The 21,492-nt window shown below is 73.7% G+C and carries 10 protein-coding genes; 1 reads left to right on the top strand and 9 read right to left on the bottom strand.

The window, feature by feature from the left end; translation table 11 throughout:
- Nucleotides 1-103 precede the first annotated feature (103 nt).
- The 9 genes from ABZ809_RS09870 to ABZ809_RS09830 all read right to left on the bottom strand — a co-directional run bounded on the left by ABZ809_RS09870 (nucleotide 104) and on the right by ABZ809_RS09830 (nucleotide 21,053).
- The gene (locus ABZ809_RS09870) at nucleotides 104-1,030 is read right to left on the bottom strand and encodes an ornithine carbamoyltransferase (RefSeq protein ID WP_357562074.1); all 927 of its coding nucleotides are present in this window, start codon (nucleotides 1,028-1,030) and stop codon (nucleotides 104-106) included.
- A gap of 40 nt (nucleotides 1,031-1,070) precedes the next feature.
- Nucleotides 1,071-2,366: a diaminobutyrate--2-oxoglutarate transaminase gene (ectB, locus tag ABZ809_RS09865; protein WP_357562073.1), complete on the bottom strand. Its 1,296-nt coding sequence runs from the start codon at nucleotides 2,364-2,366 to the stop codon at nucleotides 1,071-1,073.
- Nucleotides 2,367-2,481: 115 nt separating this feature from the next.
- Nucleotides 2,482-3,267, bottom strand: coding sequence for a hypothetical protein (locus ABZ809_RS09860; RefSeq protein WP_357562072.1), 786 nt, complete (start codon nucleotides 3,265-3,267; stop codon nucleotides 2,482-2,484).
- Entirely contained in the window at nucleotides 3,267-4,253 is a 987-nt protein-coding gene (locus ABZ809_RS09855) for a class I SAM-dependent methyltransferase (RefSeq protein ID WP_357562071.1), read from the bottom strand. Before ABZ809_RS09855 ends, ABZ809_RS09860 begins: the two co-directional genes overlap by 1 nt.
- A 42-nt stretch (nucleotides 4,254-4,295) precedes the next feature.
- A complete protein-coding gene (dmpG, locus tag ABZ809_RS09850; RefSeq protein ID WP_357562070.1) occupies nucleotides 4,296-5,327 on the bottom strand; it encodes a 4-hydroxy-2-oxovalerate aldolase in 1,032 nt (343 codons plus the stop codon).
- Nucleotides 5,324-6,214, bottom strand: coding sequence for an acetaldehyde dehydrogenase (acetylating) (locus ABZ809_RS09845; protein ID WP_357562069.1), 891 nt, complete (start codon nucleotides 6,212-6,214; stop codon nucleotides 5,324-5,326). The genes dmpG and ABZ809_RS09845 overlap by 4 nt, the downstream gene beginning before the upstream one ends.
- 61 nt (nucleotides 6,215-6,275) lie before the next feature.
- Complete coding sequence (locus tag ABZ809_RS09840; protein ID WP_357562068.1) at nucleotides 6,276-13,406, bottom strand: amino acid adenylation domain-containing protein; 7,131 nt, start codon at nucleotides 13,404-13,406, stop codon at nucleotides 6,276-6,278.
- On the bottom strand, nucleotides 13,403-19,894 hold the full coding sequence (locus ABZ809_RS09835) for an amino acid adenylation domain-containing protein (RefSeq protein WP_357562067.1): 6,492 nt from the start codon (nucleotides 19,892-19,894) through the stop codon (nucleotides 13,403-13,405). Before ABZ809_RS09835 ends, ABZ809_RS09840 begins: the two co-directional genes overlap by 4 nt.
- A 154-nt stretch (nucleotides 19,895-20,048) precedes the next feature.
- Complete coding sequence (locus ABZ809_RS09830) at nucleotides 20,049-21,053, bottom strand: TauD/TfdA family dioxygenase (RefSeq protein WP_357562066.1); 1,005 nt, start codon at nucleotides 21,051-21,053, stop codon at nucleotides 20,049-20,051.
- Between the two features lie 218 nt (nucleotides 21,054-21,271).
- Between ABZ809_RS09830 and ABZ809_RS09825 the strand changes: the two genes are divergently transcribed.
- Nucleotides 21,272-21,490 carry an MbtH family NRPS accessory protein gene (locus ABZ809_RS09825; protein WP_357562065.1) on the top strand — a complete coding sequence of 73 codons (219 nt, stop codon included), beginning with the start codon at nucleotides 21,272-21,274 and terminating at the stop codon, nucleotides 21,488-21,490.
- Nucleotides 21,491-21,492 lie beyond the last annotated feature (2 nt).

Raw genomic sequence — 21,492 nt, 5'->3', positions numbered from 1 at the left:
CGGTGCTCCGGAAGGGGTCACATGGGTAACCGGTACCCATATTTCGGCTGCGCCGGCGCACCGGTCCTGACCTGGAAAGATGGCCCGCCGTCCGGCGACGGGCTCACCCGGCGCACCACTCCAGCGCGGCCTGGGCGCTGAACATCTTGTGCCGGGCCTGATCGAAGGCGATGCTGCGGGGGCCGTCCAGCACCCCGGCGGTGACCTCCTCGCCCCGGTGCGCCGGCAGGTCGTGCATGAACACCGCCTGCGGGCTCGCCGCCAGGACCGCCTCGTCGACCTGGAACGGTGCGAAGAGGCGCCGCCAGTCCGGGTCCGGCTTGGTGGTGCCGGTGGTCTGCCAGCGGGTGGTGTAGACGACGTCGACCTCCGGCAGGTCCGTCATGTGGTGCGCCTCGGTCACCGCCGAGCCGGTCCCCTCGGCGGCCACCTGGGCGGCGGCGAGGACGCCCGGGTCCAGCCCGTACCCGGGCGGCGTGCGCAGGTCCAGCCGGGTGTCGGTGAACCGGCTGAGAGCGAGCGCGAGCGCGGCGGCGGTGTTGTTGCCCTCCCCCACGTAGAGCACCCGCAGCCCGTCGACCCGGCCGAACCGCTGGGTCATGGTGCTCAGGTCGGCCAGCGCCTGCGTGGGGTGCTCCTCGGCGCTCATCGCGTTGATCACCCCCATCCGGTCCTGCGCGGCGAAGGCGCGCAGCTCGGCGACCGGGTCGGCGGTCCGGGCGACGAACAGGTCGACCATCCCGGACAGCACCCGCGTGGTGTCCTCGACCGTCTCACCGGTGTTCAGTTGCAGATCCCCGGGCCCGTAGCTGAGTAGCTGCGAGCCGAGCCGCAGCGCCCCGCTGGAGAAGGCGGTACGGGTCCGGGTCGAGGTGCGACGGAAGTAGACCGCGGTGACCAGGCCGCGCAACTGGTCGGCGGGGCGGACCCGACCGGCGGCGTAGTCGGCGCTGCGGGCCACCAGATGCCGCAGGTCGGTGTCGCCGAGGTCCTGGATCGACAGCAGGTGGCGGCGGGGACGGCGGTGCATCGGGATCCTCCGGGAACGGTCGGCGGATGGCGGGAGACGGTCAGCCTGCCTGGATGGCCCGGTGCAGTACGGTGAGGCCCCGCTCCAGCCGGGTGAGGTCGATGGTGAGCGGCGGCATCACCTTGATCACTTCGTCGTCGCGTCCGCAGAGTTCGACGATCAGCCCGGTCTCGAAGCAGCGCCGCTGGATCCGATCGGCCCGCTCGGCGCCGCCGGCCGCCCGCAGGTCGATGCCGAGGACCATGCCCCGGCCCCGGATGGCGAGGGCCGGATCGCTGTCGCGCAGTTCGGCGCCGAAGCGCTCCAGGCGCCGGGCGGCGACCGTGGCGTTGGTCCGGAATCCGTCCTGACCCCAGAGTTCGCAGGCGGCGGCACCGGCGACGAAGGCGAGCTGGTTGCCCCGGAAGGTGCCCGTGTGTTCGCCCGGCGACCAGACGTCGAGCGCCGGCCGGAACAGCACCATCGACAGCGGCAGCCCGTACCCGCCGATCGCCTTGGAGACGGTGATGATGTCCGGCACCACGTCGGCGTGTTCGAAGCAGAAGAACGTGCCGGTCCGCCCGCAGCCGGACTGGATCTCGTCGAAGATGAGCAGGACGCCGTACCGGGTGGTCAACTCGCGCAGCCGGCGCAGCCAGTCGGCCGAGGCCGGGTACACCCCGCCCTCCATCTGCAACGGTTCGACGATCACCGCGGCCGGGACGTCCAGCCCCGACGACGGGTCGGACAGCATCCGCTCCAGGTAGCCGATCGAGTCGAACGGTCCCGCCGGGCCGTCCTCGTACGGCACGAACGTCACGTCCGCCGAGCCCACCTGCCCGGCGGCGCGGGCCCGGCGGCCACCGCTGACCGCCAGCGACCCGCGGGACATGCCGTGGTACGCCCCGGTGAAGGAGACGATGCCGCGCCGTCCCGTGGCCCGGCGGGCCACCTTCAGCGCCGCCTCCACCGCGTCGGTGCCGGTCGGCCCGCAGAACTGCACCTTGTGGTCCAGCCCGCGCGGGGCCAGCACCTGCTCCCGGAACCGGCTCAGGAAGGTCCGCTTCGCCACCGTGTACATGTCCAGGCCGTGCGTCACGCCGTCCCTGGCGAGGTACTCGGCGAGGCGACGCTTGAGGTAGGGATGGTTGTGCCCGTAGTTCAGGGTGCCGGCGCCGCAGAAGAAGTCGGTGAACATCCGCCCGTCCTCGGCGTAGAGCTCGGCGCCCCGGGCCCGGTCGAACACCACCGGAAACTTGCGGCAGTAGTAACGCACCTCCGACTCCATCGCCTCGAAGAGGGAGAAGTCGTAGGCCGCCTTGTGTGGCGGTACCGTCTCGTCCACCAGCGTGGTCATCGGTCCGGGGTCTCCTCGGTCGTAGTCGTCTCGTCGTCGAAACAGGTCGTCGGGTGCGTGCTCCCCCGACTGGTGCCGCCGCTGGTGTCGGGGCCCCGAGGGGCCCCGGACCACGTCAGCCGCGGGTGGTCAGCGACACCGAACCCAGGGGGCCGAAGCAGGCCCGCACGGTGTCGCCCGGCACGAGGTCCACGGCCGCCGCCCAGGAACCGGAGAGCACGAGCTGCCCCGCCCTGATCCCGGTGCCGAACCCGGACAGGATGCGGACCAGACACGCCACCGACTCGGCCGGATGCCCCATCACGGCCGAGCCACGCCCCTCCTGCGCGACGTGGCGGGAGCGCAGCTGCATCCGCGCGCCGGCCAGGTCCGTCGTGTCGGGCGGCACGCCTGCGCCGACCACCGCCAACGCCGAGGAGGCGTTGTCGGCGACGGTGTCCACGAGGCCGATCCGCCAGTCCTGGATCCGGCTGTCGAGCACCTCCAGCGCCGGCAGGACCTCCGCGGTGGCGGCCAGCACGTCCTGCGCGGTCACGGCCGGGCCGGTGAGGTCCGCCGCGAACCGGAACGCGATCTCGCCCTCGACCTTCGGCGCGATGAACCGGCCCAGGTCGAGGTCGGCACCGTCGTCGAGCACCATCCGGTCGGTCAGGTAGCCGAAGTCGGGATGGTCGATGCCGAACATCGACTGGATCGCCTCGCTCGTCGCACCGATCTTGAGACCGGCCAGGACCGCGCCGGCCGCCAGGTCCATCTCGCGTAGCTCGCTCTGGATGGCGTACGCGTCGGCCAGGTCGAGCTCCGGATGCCGGACCGAGACCGGCGGCACGGCACGAAGGGTCCGCGCCGCCGTCCACAGCTCCCCCGCGAGTTCGCGGTGCAGGGGCAGCGTCGTGACCACTACTTGACCGCCACGAAGAGCCGGCCGCCGGGCACGCCGAGCGGCACACACTCCGTCCTGGAGAAGCCCGCGGCCCGGAACGTGTCCAGCCACTGCCGCTCGGGCGGGAGGGCCACACTCATGAAGGTGGCGTGCAGGTAGGTGAACAGCGCGCTGAACCGTCGCTCCGCGGGATCGGGGGCGTAGGAGATCGCGTCGGCGACGGCCATGAACCCACCGGGGGCGAGCGCGTCGCGGCAGGCGCCCAGGACCGCCTTGGCCACCGCCTCGTCCGCCACGATGTCGTGCATGACGAAACACGCCAGCACGGCGTTCGCGCCCTCGACCGGCCCGGGATCGTCCGCGAGGGACTCGACCGTACGCTCGACGACCTGGAGCCGGTCGTCCACCCCCGCGGCGGCGGCGGCCTCCCGGGCCGCGGCGCACGCGGCGCCGCTGCTGTCGAGCGCCACGCCGGTACGCGCCGGGTCCTGCCCGAGGAGCCTGATGAGCAGCCCGCCGGCGCCGGCACCGAGGTCAGCCACGCGCAGGGCACCGGCCGCGGCGACCCGGTCAACGATCGGCGGGTAGAACGCCCGCTCGCCGATCCACCGCGAGCTGACCGCCACCCGGCGCCCGTCGCGCCGGTGGAGCCGGGCGGCCGCGTCGCGGTCGGTCAGGAACTCCCGGGCGTTGGCGAGGAACGGGCCGTTCGCGCTCATGGCCCAGGACACGTATCCGGCCGCGTACCGCCGGTCCGGGTAGTCGTCGGCAGCCCGGAACCGGCCCGGGACCTCCGTGCCGACGACGAGCCCGGCGGCGACCAGCGCGGCGAGGTAGTCGTTCACGCCGGCCTGCGGGAGATCGGCGACCCCGGCCAGCTCCGCGGCGCTGAACGTGCCGCCCGAGTCCAGCAGTCGGTCCACTCCGATCTCCGCGCCGATCTGCAGCAGCGCGGCGACCCCGGCCAGGTCGGCCGCGTCGTCGAGCGTGGAATGGCGTTGCATTAGCTCCTCCTACGTCACTTTGATGCGAACCCGGACGGCCACTCAGACGTGGCTCGGGGCGCCCTGCTCGGCGGCCAGCGACATGGCGACCTCGATGATGGTGTCCTCCTGGCCGGCCACCACCCGCCGGTTGCCCAGCTCCAGCAGGATCCTGCGGGGGTCGACGCCGAAGCGGGCGCTCGCGCGCCGCACCGGCGCGGCGAACCCGGAGAACACCCCGGCGATCCCGCTGGCGATGGTGACGCTGTCGTTGGTGGGTACGTGCTTGACGAACCGCTCCTGCGCCACGTCGGCCGCGTCCAGCGCGCCGAAGAGCTGGACGCCGGTGTCCACCTGCCCGACGTGCAGGTTGGCCGCGACGAGCTCGATCGGCGCGTTGCCGGCGCCCGCGCCGAAACCGCGCGCCGTGACGTCGACGATGGTGGCGCCGGCCTCGATCGCCGTCATGCTGTTGACGACCGACATGCCGAGGTTGTTGTGCGCGTGGAAACCGACCGCGATGTCGAGGTTCTCGACGAGCTCGCCGACCTTCTCGCGGACCTTCTCCGGCGTGTACGCGCCGGCGGAGTCCATCAGCACGACGGCCTCGGCGCCGTAGCTCTGCATGAGCCGTGCCTGTTCCACCAGCTTCGCCGCGGAGGCCATGTGGCTCATCAGCAGCATCCCCTTGACGGCGACGCCCATGGCCCGCAGCATCGTGACCTGCTGCCGGGTGACGTCCGCCTCGGTGCAGTGCGCGCCGACCCGGACCTCGTCCACGCCGCAGTCCAGCGCCGGCTTGAGGTCACGCTCGACGCTGGCGAACCCGGGGATGGAGAGCACCCCGAGCTTGGCCGTACGCAGCTCGGCCTTGGCGGCCCGCAGCATCTCGGCGTCGCTGAGCGCGGCCATGCCGACCTGGATGGACGAGGCGCCGAGGCCGTTGCCGTGGCCGACCTCGACGACGTCCACGCCGGCCGCCTCGGCCGCCCGCGCGTAGGCGCTGATGTCCGTCCGACCGAGCTGGTGGCCGACGGCGTGGTTGCCGTCGCGCAGGGTCGTGTCGCAGATGCTGAGTTTCGGTGCGCCGCTCATGCCTGCCGCCGTTCCGCCCGGGCCTCCGCGACCGCGAGGCCGGCGCAGGTGATGATGTCGAGATTGCCGGCGTAGCGCGGGAACCAGTCGCCCCGGCCCTCCACCTCCACGACGATGGTGATGCGGTCCCCGACGGCCACCGGCGGGACGACGACGCGGTAACCGGGGACGTACGACCTGATCAGCTTCTCCATCATGCCGACGGAGGCGCGCAGGGCGTCCATGTCGATCCGTTCGGCGTTCGTCACCGCGATGGAGTTGCGCATGACGATGCCGGGGTCGGCGGGGTTGATGATCAGCACGGTCTTGGTGCGCCGCACGCCGCAGAACTCGATGGTCGCCTGCTCGGTGGTGTGCACGTACTCGTCCAGGTTGGCCCGGGACGCCGGCCCGACGGTGGCCGAGGCGCTGGCCGAGACGATCTCCAGGTAGTCGAGCCCGTCCGCGGCCTCCGCCACGCAGTGGGCCATCGGGACCGCCGCCTGTCCCCCGCAGGTGACCATGCTGAGGTACTGCTCGTCGAGGCAGTCGTCGAGGTTGAGGGCCGGCACGCAGAACTTCCCGAGGTGCGCCGGCGTGAGGTCGACGAACGGCAGCCCGGTGGGCGCGACGACCGACCAGTGGCGGGTGGCGTCGTCGGCGGAGGTGGCGTCGAAGACCAGGTCGATGTGCTCGGCGCGGGCGGTGACCGCGTCGATCCCGTCCACGCTGGTGGGCACCCCGTGGCGCCCGGCCAGCTGGATGCCGGGTGATCCGGCGCGGCGTCCGGCGAACAGGACGCACTCCAGCAGGGGGGACGCCCCGACCTTCAACAGCAGGTCGGTCCCGATGTTGCCCGTGCCCACGATCGCCACCCGGAGCGGCGCGGGGCTCGTGCGGGTACTCATGCAGTTACTCCTCTCGTCCGCACCGCGCCCGGGCAGGCGCGGCCGGCATCCGTGACAGCGGTCAGCCCGCGTCGAGCACGTCGGTGATGACGCGGGCGAGCTCGGTGACGAGCGGCGGCTTGATGACGCTGAAGTGGTCACCCGGCACCCGGTGCACCCGCACGCCGCCGGTGCAGAGCTCCTCCCAGCGCGCGAGATAGTCCGGGTAGCTCTGGCCGGACGTGACCTCGTGCTGGCCGTCGGCGAGCTCGTCGCTGACGATCAGTTCCAGCCGCCCCGGCCACGGACGGTGGTGGTACTCGACGTCCACCTCCATGACCTCGCGCCAGATCCGGACCTGCCGTGGCCAGGAGTCCCCCACGCCGCGTTCGGGCAGCGTGACGCCGGTCTCCTCGTCCACGTCGTCGACGAGGTGCTCGAGCAGTTCGAGGATCTCCCGGCGGCGTTCCGGCGTGTCGGCCTCGTCACCTCCGGTGCTGACCTCGTGGAGCAGCAGTTCGAGGCGGCGGATCAGGGCCAGCTCGCTCCAGGCGTCGGCGCGGGTGTGGATGTCCAGGCCCGGGTCGAGCAGGATCAGCCTCACCTCGTGCCCGTCCTCGACCAGCCGGTGCGCCATCTCGCTGGCGATGCCGCTGCCGCCGCACCAGCTGAACAGCCGGTACGGCCCGTGTGGTTGGGCGCGGCGGAGTTCGTCGCCGTAGCGTCGCGCCATCTCCGCCGTGGTGGGCGTCCCCTCCGGATGCGGGCCCGGCCATTCGAACGCCGCCACCGGCTGGTCCGGGTGCAGGTGCGGCGCCAGGCGCAGGTACCAGTGGGCGCTGCCGCCACCGGGGTGCACGCAGAACAGCGGGGGGCGGCCGTCGCCGTCGCGCCGCAGCCACATCATCGCGCCGGCCGGCCCGGCCGACGGGTCCTGGAGGGTCGCGGCCAGCCCGGCGACGGTGCGGTGTTCGACGAACGAGCCGAACGTCAGCTCGTAGCCGTGCCGGCTGCGCAGCGTCGCGGTCAGCCGCATCATCGCCAGCGAGTGCCCGCCGAGTTCGAAGAAGTCGTCGTGCACGCCGATCCGCTCGATGCCGAGCGCCTCGCTCCAGGCGGTGGCGATGTGCTCTTCGATCTCCGAGCGCGGCGCGACGTACACGACGTCGGTCGCCGGCCGCGAGCCGTCCGGCGCCGGAAGGGCCGCCCGGTCGACCTTGCCGTTGCGCGTGTACGCGAAGTCGTCCACGGACAGGTAGTGGTGCGGGACGAGGTGCTGCGGCAACCGCTCACGCAGGTGGTCGCGCAGCGCCGCCGCGGACGCCGGGGTCCCGTTCGCGGGGCGGGTGTAGGCGACGAGCGAGGCGTCCGGGGTGCCGGCCCGGTGCACGGCGACCACCGCGGCGGCCACCGCCGGGTGGGCGGCGAGGGCGTGCTCGATCTCGCCGAGCTCGATCCGGAACCCGCGGACCTTGACCTGGTGATCGCGGCGCCCGTGGAAGTGCAGGGTGCCGTCCGGGTCACGGGAGACCACGTCGCCGGTGCGGTACATGCGCTCGCCCGGCCGGGACGCGTACGGGTCCGGCACGAACCGTTCGGCGGTGAGGGCCGGCCGGTTGAGGTATCCGCGTACCACGCCCGCCCCGCCGAGCATCAGTTCCCCGCGTACGCCGGGGGGCAGCAGGCGCAGTTCCTCGTCGACGACGTAGGCGCGCACGTTGTCCAGCGGAAGGCCGATCGGCGGCGGTGCCGTGTCGGTGGCCCGCAGCTCCGCGATGGTGGCGACGACTGTGGTCTCGGTGGGCCCGTAGGCGTGCAGGACGCGGACCCGGTCGGCCCACCGCGCCGCCTGGTCGGCCGTGCACGCCTCGCCGCCGGTGACGAGCACCCGCAGGCGCGGGAAGGCGGCCGGGTCGAGGCGGTCCAGCAGCGGCGGCGGCAGGGTCATGTGGGTGAGTTCGGCCGCGTGGCGGCGGAGGTCACCGGGGTCGGTGTCGGGCGGGGGCAGCACCAGCGTCGCGCCGTTGGCGAGGGCCAGCAGGATCTCCCAGACCGACGCGTCGAAGCTGGGCGAGGCGAACTGCAACACCTCGTCCCCGGCGTGCGCGGCCAGGACCCGCCGCTGGGCGTGGCAGAAGTTGAGCACGCTGCGGTGGGTGACCGCGACGCCCTTGGGCCGCCCCGTGGAGCCCGACGTGTAGATGACGTAGGCGAGGTTGTCCCCGCCCAGCGGCACCGCCGGTGGGTACGCCGCCGAGGACCGGCCGTTCGCGAGGTCGGCGACCAGCACCGTCACGGTCGTGCGCGGCAGCCTCGGGGCCAGGTCGGCGTCGGTCAGCACGGCCACGGGCGCCGCGTCACGGATCATGTCGCCGATCCGCTCGGCGGGGTAGGCGGGATCGAGGGGCAGGTACGCCCCGCCCGCCTTGAGGACGGCCAGCATCGCGACGATGAGGTCGGTCCGGCGGGGCAGGTGGATGCCGACGACCGAGTCCGCCCGGACGCCCAGTTCTCCCAGTCGGGCGGCGAGCCGGTCGGACCGGTCGTCCAGCTCCCCGTAGGTGAGCGTGGCGTCGCCGTGCCGCACCGCCACCGCGGCGGGCGCGGCGGCCGCGCGCTGGGCGACCAGGTCGTGGACGAACGGCGTCGCCGGGAACCGCTCGACGGGCTGGTGCGCCTCGACCGCCCAGGCCCGGTCGGCGGCGCCCAGGCCGACGTCCGTGTCGCCGTCGGGATCGGCGGCCATCGCCTCCAACACATGCCGGTAGGTCCGGGCCAGCAGTTCGAGGTACTGCCGGTCGATGTCGGCGGGGCGGGCGCCCAGCCGCAGGGCTCCCGGGAAGGTCCACACGTCCAGCCCGACGCTGCTCGGGCTGAAGTCGTCGACCATCTCGACCGACTCGGCGGGGCCGTCGAGCACGTGGAAGTCCAGGTACGAGAAGCCGACCCGCAGCAGTGGCGTGCCGTTGCCCCACTCGCGTTGCATGGCCGGCAGCGGGTAGCGGCGGTGCGGCCAGAGCCGCGCCTCGCCGGCGAAGACGGTCTTGACCAGAGCGCGCCAGGTCCGGGCGGAGGTGTCGGCGGCGAACGGCACGGTGTTGAGGTACATGCCGAACACCTCGTCGCCGCGCAGCCGCTCGGGCCGGCCGTTGCACAGCAGGCCGGTGAAGAACCGCTGCCGGCCGGTGACGACGCTCATCACCTTGAGGTGCGCGGCGTGCAGCACACTCTTCAGCGAGGTGCCGGCGGCGGCGGAGAGCCGGCGCAGCCCGGGACGCAGGTCGGCCCACGGCACCTCGACGATGTTCGCCGGGGCGTCCGACTCGGTGCCCCACTCCGGCGGGAGTTCGAGCCGGTCCGATCCGGTGACGGTCGCCGCCCAGAAGTCGCGGTCCGCCGCCGAGGCGAGGGCCGTGCGCTCGCGGGCGACGAGATCCGCGAACCGCACCGCCGGCGGTGGCGGCAGGGCGGGCCGCTCGCCCCGGCACAGGGTCCGGTACAACGAGATCAGCATGGCCACGGTGGAGGTGTGGCTCCAGCCGTCGAGGATCGCGTGGCTCTCCGAGTGGGTGAGGCACCATTCGGAGTCGCCGAGCTGGTGCACGTGATAGCGCAGCAGCGGCGCGGTGGTGATGTCGAACGGCCGGACGCGTTCGGCGCGCAGGTGCGCGCGTACCGCCTCCTCCTGCTCGTCGCCCGGCAGCCCGCGCAGGTCGTCGTAGCCGATCGGCAGGTCGACCGACGCGTGGACGAGCTGCATCAGCTCGGAGTAGCTGGACAGGTCGAACGACGTACGCAGGATCTCGTGCCGGTCCGTGAGCAGCCGGCCGGCGTCCCGCAGCGCGTCCAGGGAGAAGGGCAACTGGTCGCTGATCCGGTAGCAGGAGACGTTGCGGTAGACCGGCCGGTCCCCGCCGGACAGCATCTCGAACAGCATGCCCGCCTGGTTCTGGGTGATCGGGTAGGCGTCGACGAGCCCGTCCGGCAGCCGGCCGCGGTCCGCGTCGCTCACCAGCGCGAACCGGCCGACGGTCGGCTCCGCGTCCTCGGCCGGCCCGGCCGGGACGACCACGCCCGCCAGGTCGGCCACGGTCTGGTGGGTGAACAGGTCCTGGACCGACACCGCGAGGCCGGCCGCGCGCAGCAGCCCCACCATCCGGATCGCCCGCATCGAGTCGCCCCCGAGCAGGAAGAAGCTCTCGGTCACCCCGACCGTGTCGATGCCGAGCGCCGCGCCGAACGCGTCGGCTATCCGCTTCTCCAGCTCGTCGCGGGGGGCGACGTAGCCCTCGCCCGCTCCGCCCGACACCGCTTCGGGTGCCGGCAGGGCGCGGCGGTCCACCTTGCCGCTGGCCGTCAGCGGCAGGGCGGGCAGGATCGTCCAGCGTGCCGGGACCATCGCGTCCGGCAGGCGGTCGATCAGGTACGCGCGCACCAGGTCGACGGTCTCCGGCCCCACGAGGTAGCCGACGAGCTGTTCGTCGTGGACGGCCACCGCCGCCGCGGTGACGCCGGGAGCCTCGTACAGCAGTGCCTCGACCTCGCCGAACTCGATGCGCTGACCACGGATCTTCACCTGGTGGTCGATCCGGCCGAGGTACTCGACGCTGCCGTCGGGACGGTAGCGGACCAGGTCACCGGTGCGGTAGAGGCGCCGCCCCGGCGCGTCGGCGAACGGGTCGGGGACGAACCGTTCGGCGGTCAGCGCGGCCCGGCCGAGGTAGCCCCGGGCGAGCTGCACGCCACCGATCAGCAGCTCACCGGGCACACCGACCGGTACGGGCTGCCCGGCGGCGTCGACGATGTGGGCGGTGGTGTTGGCGATCGGACGGCCGATGGTGACCGGCTCGCCGGGCTCGCACCGCGTCGCGGTGACGTCGACAGCGGTCTCCGTGGGGCCGTACAGGTTGTGCAGCTCGCAGCCGATCCGCTCGTGCACCCGCTCGGCCAGGTCGGGCGGCAGCGCCTCGCCGCTGCAGATCATCCGCCGCAGCGACGGCAGCGCCCCGACGGGCTCGGCCAGGAAGGCCCGCAGCATCGACGGTACGAAGTGGATGGTGGTGATCCCCTCCGTCCGGATCACGTCGGCCAGGTACGCCGGGTCGCGGTGCCCGCCGGGGCGGGCGAGCACCAGCGTCGCGCCGGTGACCAGCGGCCAGAAGAACTCCCACACCGACACGTCGAACCCGACAGGCGTCTTCTGCAGCACCCGGTCCGAGACGTCGAGCCGGTAGGCGTCCTGCATCCACAGCAGCCGGTTGACGATCGCGCCGTGCTCGATCAGGGCGCCCTTGGGCCGGCCGGTCGAACCGGACGTGTAGATGAGATAGGCGGCGTGCGCGGGCGTGATCTCCTCGCACGGCGTCGGGTCGCCGGCGGGAGGCGAGCCTTCCCCGGCGGCGAGGAAGTCCTCGTCGATCACGAGTTGGGCGCCGGAGTCGCGCGCCATGAAGGCGCGGCGCCGCGCCGGCAGGTCCGGGTCCAACGGCAGATAGGCGGCGCCGGCCTTCAGGACCGCCACCAGCGCCCGCACCAGGTCCAGGCCGCGGGGCAGGCAGACGGCCACGACGGAATCCGGGCCGGCCCCGGCCTGGCGCAGGCGCCGCGCGAGGGCGTCGGCCTCGGCGTGCAACCGGCGGTACGACAGCTCCTCGCCGCCGAAGCGCAGCGCCACCGCGTCGGGGGTGCGGGCCGCCTGCGCGTCCAGCAGACCGGTCAGGGTCGCGCCCGGGCCGGAATGGTCGACGGCGGTGTCGTTCCAGGCCGTGAGCTGGGCCGTCTCGGCGTCGGTCAGCATGGGCAGCCGGGTGACCGGGGTGGCCGGGTCGCCTGCGACGGCGGTCAACAACTGCCGGTAGTGCCCGGCCAACCGCTGCACGGTCGTGCCGTCGAACAACGCCGTCGGGAAGTCCACCCCGCCGGAGAGGGAGCCGTCCGCCTCCTCGACCAGCCCGAGCGTCAGGTCGAACTTCGCCGTGGTGGGGCCGGCGGACAGCTCCTCGGCCACCAGGCCGCCCGCGTCGAAGCCCGCCGGCCCGCCCTCCTGGAAGAGGAACATGGTCTGGAACAGCGGGTTGCGGGACAGGTCCCGGTCCGGGGACAACGCGTCCACGATCCGCTCGAACGGCACGTCCTGGTGGGACTGGGCGTCCAGCACCGCCTCCCGGACCCGGGCCAGCACCTCGACGAAGGTCGGCTCGCCGGACAGGTCGGCCCGCAGCACCAGCGTGTTGAGGAAGAGCCCGACCAGGCCGTGCAGCTCCAACCGGTCCCGGCCCGCGGCCGGGGTGCCCACCGTGATGTCGGTCTGGCCGGTGTAGCGGGCCAGCAGGACGTGGAACGCGGCCAGCAGCACCATGAACGGGGTGGCGTTCGACGCCCGGCCCAGTTCCCGCAGCCGGCCGGCGACGGCGGCCGGCACCGTGAAGGTGACCAGACCGCCGTCCGGGTTCCACACCGGCGGCCGGGGCCGGTCGGTCGGCAATTCCAGTGGCGTCAGCCCGGCCAGCCGGTCCCGCCAGTGCTCGACCTGCCGGTCCAGCCGGTCCCCGGCGAGCCGGGTCCGCTGCCAGACCGCGAAGTCCGCGTACTGGATCGGCAGTGGGGCGAGCGGGGCGGGCCGGTCGGCGACGAACGCGTCGTACAGGGCCGCCAGTTCGCGGACGATGATCCCCTCCGACCAGCCGTCGGAGGAGATGTGGTGCAGGGTGAGCACCAGGGCGTGCTCGTCCTCGGCGAGCCGGACCAGCCGGGCCCGCACCGCCGGACCGGCGGCCAGGTCGACCGGGTCCGACGCGCCGAGCAGCTCGGTGAGGCGCTGCCGGGCCGTCTCCTGGTCGGTGTGGCCGAGGTCGGTCACCGCCACCTCGACCGGGGCGGGCGGGTCGACGACCTGTGCCGGCTCGCCGTCGACCACGACGTACCGGGTCCGCAGGATCTCGTGCCGGGCGACCAGCTCCGCCAACGCCCGGCGCAGCGCGTCGGCGCGCAGCGGGCCGCGCAGCCGCAGGCCGACGGACATCAGGTACCCGGTGCCGCCGGGCTGCAACTGGTCGAGCACCCAGAGCCGGTGCTGCCCGAAGGAGAGCGGCAGCGGGCCGGTACGGGCCGCCGGGGCGATGGTGTCGGCGCGGCGGGACTGACCGGCACCACGCAGACGCCGCTCCAGCAGTTCCTGTCGCAGGGACGCGCTCGGGGTGTGGCTAGCGGTCACAGGTTTCCCTCCATCAGCAGTTCCGCCACCTCGGCGTCGGAAAGCCGTGCGATCTCGTTCTCGATGGCCGTGTGCACCGCGCCGGCGAGGTCGGTCACGGTCGTCTGCTCGAACAGCAGGCGCAGCGGCAGGTCGATGTCGAAGCTCTGCCGCAGGTGCGCGAGCACCCGGGTGGCGAGCAGCGAGTGACCGCCGAGGTCGAAGAAGTCGTCGTGGACGCCGACCCGGTCGACCTCCAGCACGGTGGCCCAGATGTCGGCCACGGTCTCCTCCAGCGCGGTACGGGGCGCCTCGTACGCCCGGCCGGGGTCGGCGCGGACGGGGGTCGGGGCGGGCAGCGCCCGGCGGTCGACCTTCTTGCTGGCGGTCAGCGGCAGTGCGTCCAGCACCATCCACTGGGCCGGCACCATGTAGTCCGGCAGCCGGTCCCGCAGGTGGGCCCGGAGTTCACCGACCGCCGGCGGGGAGCCGTCCCGGCCGACCAGGTAGGCGACCAGGCCCTTCTCCCCCGGCTGGGTCTCCCGGGCCACCACCGCGACCGCGCGGACCGCCGGGTGCTCGGCCAGGGCCGACTCGATCTCGCCGAGTTCCATCCGGAAGCCGCGGATCTTGACCTGCTGGTCGATCCGGCCGAGGAACTCGATCGTCCCGTCCGGGCGGTGCCGGACCAGGTCGCCACTGCGGTAGAGCCGGCCGCCGGGCCCGTCGCCGAACGGGTCGGGCACGAACCGGTCGGCGGTCAGTCCGGGCCGGGCCAGGTAGCCCCGGGCCAGCCGTGCCCCGCCGAGCAGAAGCTCGCCGGGCACCCCGACCGGCACCAGGTTGAGGTGTTCGTCGACCACGTAGGCCCGGGTGCCGGGGACCGGGCGGCCGATCGGCAGGGCGGCCTCGGCCCGCTCGCCGGCCGGGTCGCCGGTGACGGGGTGCAGCAGGCAGGTGACGGTCGCCTCGGTCGGGCCGTAGTTGACCAGGAACCGGCCGGGCAGGCCGGTGGCCGCCCAGCGCCGGGCGTCGGCGACGGTGACCACGTCGCTGCCGACGTTCATCAGCTTCAGGTGCCGCAGCCGGTCGTCGCCGGCCGGCAGGGCGTCCATCACCTGCCGGTAGTAGGCGGGGGTGATCTCCATGTGGGTGACCCGGTGCCGGGCGAGCCGGTCCGGCAGCTCGGCCGGGCTCCAGAAGAGCGGGTCGCTGACCACCAGGGTCGCTCCGGCCAGCAGGGTGGCCATCATGCTGTCCATCGCCACGTCGAAGGTGAGCGCGGAGAGCAGCACCACCCGGTCGCCGGGGTTGATGTCGTACTCCCGGGCGATGACGCCGCAGTGGTGGGCGTACGCGCCGTGCGGGATCATCACCCCCTTGGGCCGCCCGGTGGAGCCCGAGGTGTAGATGACGTAGGCGAGGTCGTCCGGGCCGGTCGACGGGTCCGGCGTGGCGCCGTCGCGGCCGGCGACCACCGCCCGGTCGGTGTCCACGGCGACCACGGCCACCCCCTCGGCGGCGACCCGGTCGGCGAAGCGTGCCACGGTGGCCACCACCGCCGCCCCGGCGTCGGCGAGCATGAAGCGCAGCCGCTCGGCCGGATGGTCCGGGTCGACCGGGAGGTACACCCCACCCGCCTTGAGCACCGCGAGCAGCGTGACCACCACCTCCAGGCCGCGTTCCAGGCAGACCGCGACCGGGACCTCCGGGCGTACCCCGAGTCCGCGCAGGTGGTGGGCGAGCCGGTTGGCCCGGGTGTCCAGCTCGGCGAAGGTCAGCCGCTGGCCGTCGAACTCGACCGCCACGACGTCCGGGTGCTGCCGGACCCGCCGGCTGAACAGCTCCACCACGCCGGCACCGGCGGCGTCCAGCGGTCCGGCCGGCTCGCCGGCCCACGGCCCGGTCAGGCGCGCCCGTTCCGCGTCGGTGGGCAGGGTCAGGTCACGCAGGGCGGTGCCCGGCGCGGTCGCCACCTGGGCGAGCAGGTGCAGGTAGTGCCCGGCCATCCGCTCGATCGTGCGGCGGTCCCAGAGCGCGGTGGCGTACTCGAACCAGCAGCGCAGCCGGCCGTCCGGGTGCTGCTCCACGGAGAGGGTGAGGTCGAACTTGGCCACCGGGTACGCGCTGTCGACGTGCGCGATGGTGGTCGGGCCGAGAGTCGCGGTCATCCGCTCCAGGTGTTGCAACTCGAACATCACCTGGAACAGCGGGTTGCGGGACAGGTCCCGGTCCGGCCGCAGCGCGTCGACCAGGCGCTCGAAGGCGACGTCCTGGTTGCCGAACGCGTCCGTCACGGTGCGGCGTACCTGGTCGAGCAGAGCCGGGAAGGGCTGGTCGTCGACCAGTTCGGCGCGCATCACCAGGTTGTTGACGAAGAAGCCGAGCAGGTCCTCGGTCTCCTGCCGGGTCCGACCGGCGACCGGGGTGCCGACGGTCACGTCGTGCTGTCCGGCGTACCGGCCGAGCATGACCTGGAAGGCCGCCAGCAGCACCATGAACAGGGTGGCGCCCTCCCGGTTGCCCAGCTCGGCCAGCGCCCGCCCGACGTCGGTCGGCACGTCGACGACGACGTTGTCACCGGCCGGGTCCCGCAACACCGGGCGGGGCCGGTCGGTGGGCAGCTCCAGCGGGGTCGCCCCGGCCAGTTGCCGGGACCAGTAGGCGAGCTGGGCGTCCAGTTCGGGGCTGTCCTGGCGGGCCGCCTCCCAGGCCGCGAAGTCCGCGTACTGCACGGGCAGGTCGGGCAGCGCGGCGGCCGCGCCGCCCCGCGCGTACGTGCGGTAGAGGGTGTCGAGTTCGCGCAGGAAGATGTCCATCGACCAGACGTCGAACGCGATGTGGTGCAGGGTCAGCGCGACCAGGTGCTCGTCGGCGGCGACCCGGATCACCTGGGCCCGGATCGGGCGTTCGGTGGCCAGGTCGAAGGGCCGGCTGGCCGCGACCCGCAGCAGCGCCTCGGCACCGTCGACGACGTGCGGGGCGCCGCTGAGGTCGATCAGCTCCCACCCGACCGGTCCCGGCGGGTCGACGACCTGCACCGGCTCGCCGTCGACCGAGTGGTAGCGGGTGCGCAGGATCTCGTGCCGGTCGACCACCTCGTCCAGTGCCCGCCGGAACACCGTCACGTCGAACGGGCCGGTCAGCCGCATCGAGATCGGGATCAGGTATTCGAGGCTGCCCGGTTCGAGCTGGTCCAGGAACCACATCCGGCGCTGGCCGAGGGAGAGCGGCAGCGCCCCGTCCCGCGCCACCGGCCGGATCGCCGCGCCGGCCGGCTCGTCGGCGGGCCCGGCGCCGGGCCGGGTCCCGTCGATCAGGGCGGCGAGCTCGGCGACGGTGGGGGCGGTGAAGAGATGCCCGACGGTCAGCTCCACGTCGAGCGCCCGGCGCAGCCGGAGCACGCCCCGGATGGCGAGCAGGGAGTGGCCGCCGAGGGTGAAGAAGTTGTCGTCCCGGGCGATCCGCTCGACGCCGAGCAGATCGGCCCAGATCCCGGCGACTGCCTGCTCGGTGTCGGTGGCCGGCGGCAGGAACCTCCGGTCGGCACCGGGGCGGGGGCCGTCGGGCGCCGGCAGGGCCGCCCGGTCCAGCTTGCCGTTCGCGGTCAGCGGAAGGGCGTCCAGGCTGATCAGGGTGGACGGGACCAGCGCGGCGGGCAGCCGGCCGGCGAGCGCCTCCCGCAGTCCGTCCGGATCGATCCGGGCACCGGCGGCGGCGACCACGTACGCGACCAGCTCGGCGTCACCCGACGGCGGCCGGTGCAGGGTCACCACCGCCGCGTCGACGCTCGGGTGCCCCCGCAGGGCCGCCTCGACCTCGCCCGGCTCGATGCGTACGCCGTGCAGCTTGACCTGGTTGTCGAGGCGGCCCAGGTACTCCAGGCTGCCGTCGTCGCGCCACCGGGCCAGGTCGCCGGTGCGGTACAGCCGCTCCCCCGGCGTGCGTCCGTACGGGTTGGGGGTGAACTTCTCCCCGGTCAGGCCGGGCCGACCCAGGTAGCCCCGGGCCACGCCGACCCCGCCGAGGCAGAGTTGGCCGGCCACCCCGACCGGTACCGGCCGGTCGCCGGCGTCGAGGACCAGGACGGTGCAGCCGGGCAGCGGCGTGCCGATCGGGACGACCTCGGTCTCCTCGTCGCCCCGGTACCGCCAGGCCGTCGCGTCGATCGCGCACTCGGTGGGACCGTAGGTGTTCCAGATCTCCACGGGCAGCAGGGCGCGGAGCTGCTCGCAGAGCGCCGCCGGCAACGGCTCCCCCGCGGAGCAGACCAGCCGCAGCGCGGCGCAGCCGGACAGGTCGGTCTCGTGCAGCAGCACCCGCAGCACGGACGGCACCAGTTGCAGCACCGTGACGTCGTGCGCCCGCAGCGCCCGCAGCATCGCGCCGGGGTCGCGGTGGGCGTCCGGGGCGGCCAGCACGACCGCGCCGCCACTCACCAGCGGGGCCAGGAACTCCCACATGGAGGCGTCGAAGCCGAGGGCGGTCTTCTGCAGCACCCGGTCGGCGGCGGTGAGCCGGTACTGCTCGACCGACCACAGCACCCGGTTGCGGATGCCGGCATGGGTGATCACGACGCCCTTGGGCCGGCCGGTCGATCCGGAGGTGTACATGACGTAGGCGGCGGCGTCGGGATCGGTGGCCGGCAGCGACGCGGGTGCGGTGCCGTCGCCGTGACCGGCCCCGGTGTCGTGGCCGGCGCCGACGAGCACCACCGGGGCGGCGCAGCCCGGCAGCAGGTGCCGCAGGGCCGGTTCGGTGACCAGCACCGACACCCCGGCGTCGGCCGCCATGAACGCCAGCCGGTCGACCGGCTGGTCGGGGGCGAGGGGTACGTAGACGCCACCGGCGAGCAGCACCCCGAGCAGCGCGGTCACCAGGTCCGGTCCACGGTGCACCGCGACCCCGACCGGGGTGCCGACACGGACGCCGGCGGTGTGCAGGCGCGCGGCGAGCGCCCGGGCGCGCCCGGCCAGCTCGGCGTAGCCGACCTCGGTGCCGTCGTCGGCGACCAGCGCGGTCGCGTCGGGGGTCGCCACCGCCTGGGCGAGGAACAGCTCCGGCAGCAACGGGCCGGCGGCCCGGTCGGCGCCCCGGCTCCACCCGCCGAGCACCTCCCGGCGCTCCCGGGGGGCCAGCAGGTCCAGCTCGCCCAGCGGGGCCTGGCGGGCGACGACGACCGCCAGCAGGTACAGGTAGTTGGCGACCATCCGGCGCACCCGGGCGGCGTCGAACAGCGCGGTGGGGAAGACCACCTCCCCGTGGTACGAGCCGTCCGGTTGCCCCACCAGTTGCAGGGAGAGGTCGAACGCGGACGACGTCCACGAGGTGGGCTGCTCGGTGACGGTCAGCCCGGGCAGGGCGAAGGGGGCCCGGTCGGCGTTGTGCAGCCCGAAGCCCACCTGGAACAGCGGGTTGCGGGACAGGTCCCGCTCCGGGGCCAGCTCGGCGACGATCCGGTCGAACGGCACCTCCTGGTGGTCGTAGGCGTCCAGAGTGGTCGCCCGGACCTGGTCGAGCAGGTCGAGGAAGGACGCCGGGCCGGCCAGGTCGGCCCGCAGCACGACGGTGTTGACGAAGAGCCCGATCAGGCCCTCCAGCTCGACCTCGTGCCGCCCCGCCACCGACACCCCGACCGCCACGTCGGTCTGGCCGGCGTACCGGCCGAGCAGGAGCTGGAAGGCGGCGAGGAAGACCATGAACGGGGTGGCGCCCCGGTCCGCGCCGAGCCGGGTCAGGTCGGCCGCCAGGTCCGCCGGCACGGTGAAGGTGAGGCCGTCGCCGGCGGCCTGCCAGTTGGCGGGCCGGGGCCGGTCGGTCGGCAGGTCCAGCGGGCCGAGCCCGGACAACCGCTCCCGCCAGTAGCCGACCTGGGCGTCGACGTGCGGGCCGGCCAGCCAGGTCTCGCGCTGCCAGGCGGCGAAGTCCGCGTACTGGACGGGCAGCGGCGGCAGCGGGTCGGGCCGGCCGGTGACGAACGCGCCGTAGAGGGTGTGCAGTTCCCGGGCTAGGACACCCCAGGACCAGCCGTCGAAGGCGATGTGGTGCACCACGAACAGCAGGACGTGGTCGTCGGCCGCGCAGCGGATCAGCCGGACCCGCAGCGGCACGTCCTTGCGCAGGTCGAACGGGGCGTCGAGGGTCGCCGCCACCGCCTCGTCGAGGCGGCGGTCCCGGTCGCCGGCCGGCGCGTCGCGCAGGTCGACGAGGTCGGCGTCGACCGGGCCGGGCGGGTCGATCACCTGCACGGCACGTCCGTCCACCGTGTCGTACCGGGTCCGCAGGATCTCGTGTCGCGCGCCGATCTCGGTCAGCGCCGCCCCCAACGCCGTGGTGTCGAGCGGGCCGCGCACCCGTACCGCCTGGTGCAGGAGATACTCGCTGGCGCCGGAGCGCAGTTGGTCGACGAACCAGAGCTGCTCCTGCGCCGACGACACGGCGTAGCCGTCCTCGTGGTCGGGTGGCACCGCCCCGCCGGTGCCGACGTACCGGCTGTCGCCGTCTGCCATGGGTCTTCTCGCCTCCGTGTCCAGCCGGGCATCGCCGCGATGCCGTGGGGAGTTGCCGTTGCCGGGTGGACGGCGCTGCCGCCGCCGGGATGTGTGCGCGTCGGCCGCCCGTCGGCCGGGTGTGCGGGAGGGCCCTCCGGCACACCGACGACGGTCAGCCCGGGGCGCTGCCGGCCGCCGCGAGCGCCGCGCGGTACGGCTCGGCCATCGCCACGGCGATCCTCCGGTCGCCGGTGAACGGTTCCCGGGCGTGCGCGGCGAGCATGTTGTCCACCACCAGGACGTCGTCGCGCTGCCAGTCGAAACGGCGCTGGGCCGCCCGGTAGCAGTCCCGCAGGTGGGCCACCACGTCGTCCGGGATCCGCCCGCCGTCGCCGTAGTAGGTGTTCGTGGGCAGGTCGGTCTCGTCGAACAACTCCCGCAGCCCGGCGCAGACCTCCTCGGCCAGCGTGGTCACGTGGAAGAAGGTCACGTGGTTGAACCAGAGCAGCTCACCGGTCCCCGGGTGCCGGTGCAGGGCGGCCCGGCGGGCGCGGGTACGCAGCCCGGAGCCGGTCCACTCCACCTCGATGCCGCTGCGGGCGCAGTAGCGCGCCACCTCGTCCCGGTCGTCGGTGTTGAACGCCTGCTGCCAGGGCACGCCGAAGCCCTCGTGGAAGTTGCGCACCACCAGCCAGCCCCGGGCGACGAACTCGGCGCGCACCGCCGGGTCGATGGCCTGGCACACCAGGCGGGTGTCGGCGAGCGGGGTGGCTCCCATGGTGGCCGGCGCCCGCAGGCAGAAGAAGTACAGCGTCAGGGGCCAGTCGGCCTGGTAGGAGTTCTCGTTGTGCAGGAAGATCTCCTCGGCCGGCGGGAAGTCCGTCGAGGTGTAGACCTGCCCTTTGATGGTGCTGCGGGGGGACGACCGTTCGGCGTAGTCCAGCGGCTCCCCGGAGAGCGTCCGGACCGCTCCCGCGAAGCCGTCCACGCCGCCGATGTCGAACCCCCGCAGCAGCACCGCCCCGTGCTCGCGCAGCCGGTTCCGGATCGCGGACCGGTCGACGGCCAGCCGGGTGCCGATCGGCTCCCCCGGCGTGCCGGCGCTCAGGACGTACGGAAGCGCGTTCTCGGCCGACCCGCACGGCAGCGGTGGCACCGTCATCCGGGGCGTACTCATCGCTTCTCCTGTCGGCCGCGGGGCTACCGGTTTCGCGGCACGGCCCAGCCTCGCCGCTGGGCAACGGGGCAGAAAGAGAATCCCCGGCAAGGCTCGTACGCCTTTTTCTGCCGGTTCTTCTCTACGTCCGGTGATCGGCGTCCCGGCAGGGTGTGACCGGCAGTGGGACCAGTGTCGTGTCGTACGACACGGCTGCCCTTTCGCAAGGAGGAGCCGGCATGTCCGACGAGAGCACCGACGAACGCGCGTACCGGGTCGTGGTGAACGACGAGGAGCAGTACTCGATCTGGCTGGGTGACCGGGAGCTGCCACTGGGGTGGCGCGCGGAGGGCACCGAGGGCACGCGCGAGGAGTGCCTGCAGCGGATCGACGAGGTGTGGACCGACATGCGCCCGCTCAGCCTGCGCAAGCGCATGGAGCAGGCGGCGGGCCGGTAGTC

Origin of the sequence: Micromonospora sp. NPDC047074, from assembly GCF_040643815.1 — a bacterium.
In the GTDB taxonomy this organism is placed as follows: domain Bacteria; phylum Actinomycetota; class Actinomycetes; order Mycobacteriales; family Micromonosporaceae; genus Micromonospora.
Note: the sequence above shows the minus strand (reverse complement) of the source record. Positions and strands in the feature narration are given on the sequence as shown.

Excerpts from the sequence above, each read along its gene's own strand:
- ABZ809_RS09870 (WP_357562074.1), bottom strand. The coding sequence starts at position 1,030 with ATGCACCGCCGTCCCCGCCGCCACCTGCTGTCGATCCAGGACCTCGGC.
- ectB (WP_357562073.1), bottom strand. The coding sequence starts at position 2,366 with ATGACCACGCTGGTGGACGAGACGGTACCGCCACACAAGGCGGCCTAC.
- ABZ809_RS09855 (WP_357562071.1), bottom strand. The coding sequence starts at position 4,253 with ATGCAACGCCATTCCACGCTCGACGACGCGGCCGACCTGGCCGGGGTC.
- dmpG (WP_357562070.1), bottom strand. The coding sequence starts at position 5,327 with ATGAGCGGCGCACCGAAACTCAGCATCTGCGACACGACCCTGCGCGAC.
- ABZ809_RS09845 (WP_357562069.1), bottom strand. The coding sequence starts at position 6,214 with ATGAGTACCCGCACGAGCCCCGCGCCGCTCCGGGTGGCGATCGTGGGC.
- ABZ809_RS09835 (WP_357562067.1), bottom strand. The coding sequence starts at position 19,894 with ATGGCAGACGGCGACAGCCGGTACGTCGGCACCGGCGGGGCGGTGCCA.
- ABZ809_RS09830 (WP_357562066.1), bottom strand. The coding sequence starts at position 21,053 with ATGAGTACGCCCCGGATGACGGTGCCACCGCTGCCGTGCGGGTCGGCC.
- ABZ809_RS09825 (WP_357562065.1), top strand. The coding sequence starts at position 21,272 with ATGTCCGACGAGAGCACCGACGAACGCGCGTACCGGGTCGTGGTGAAC.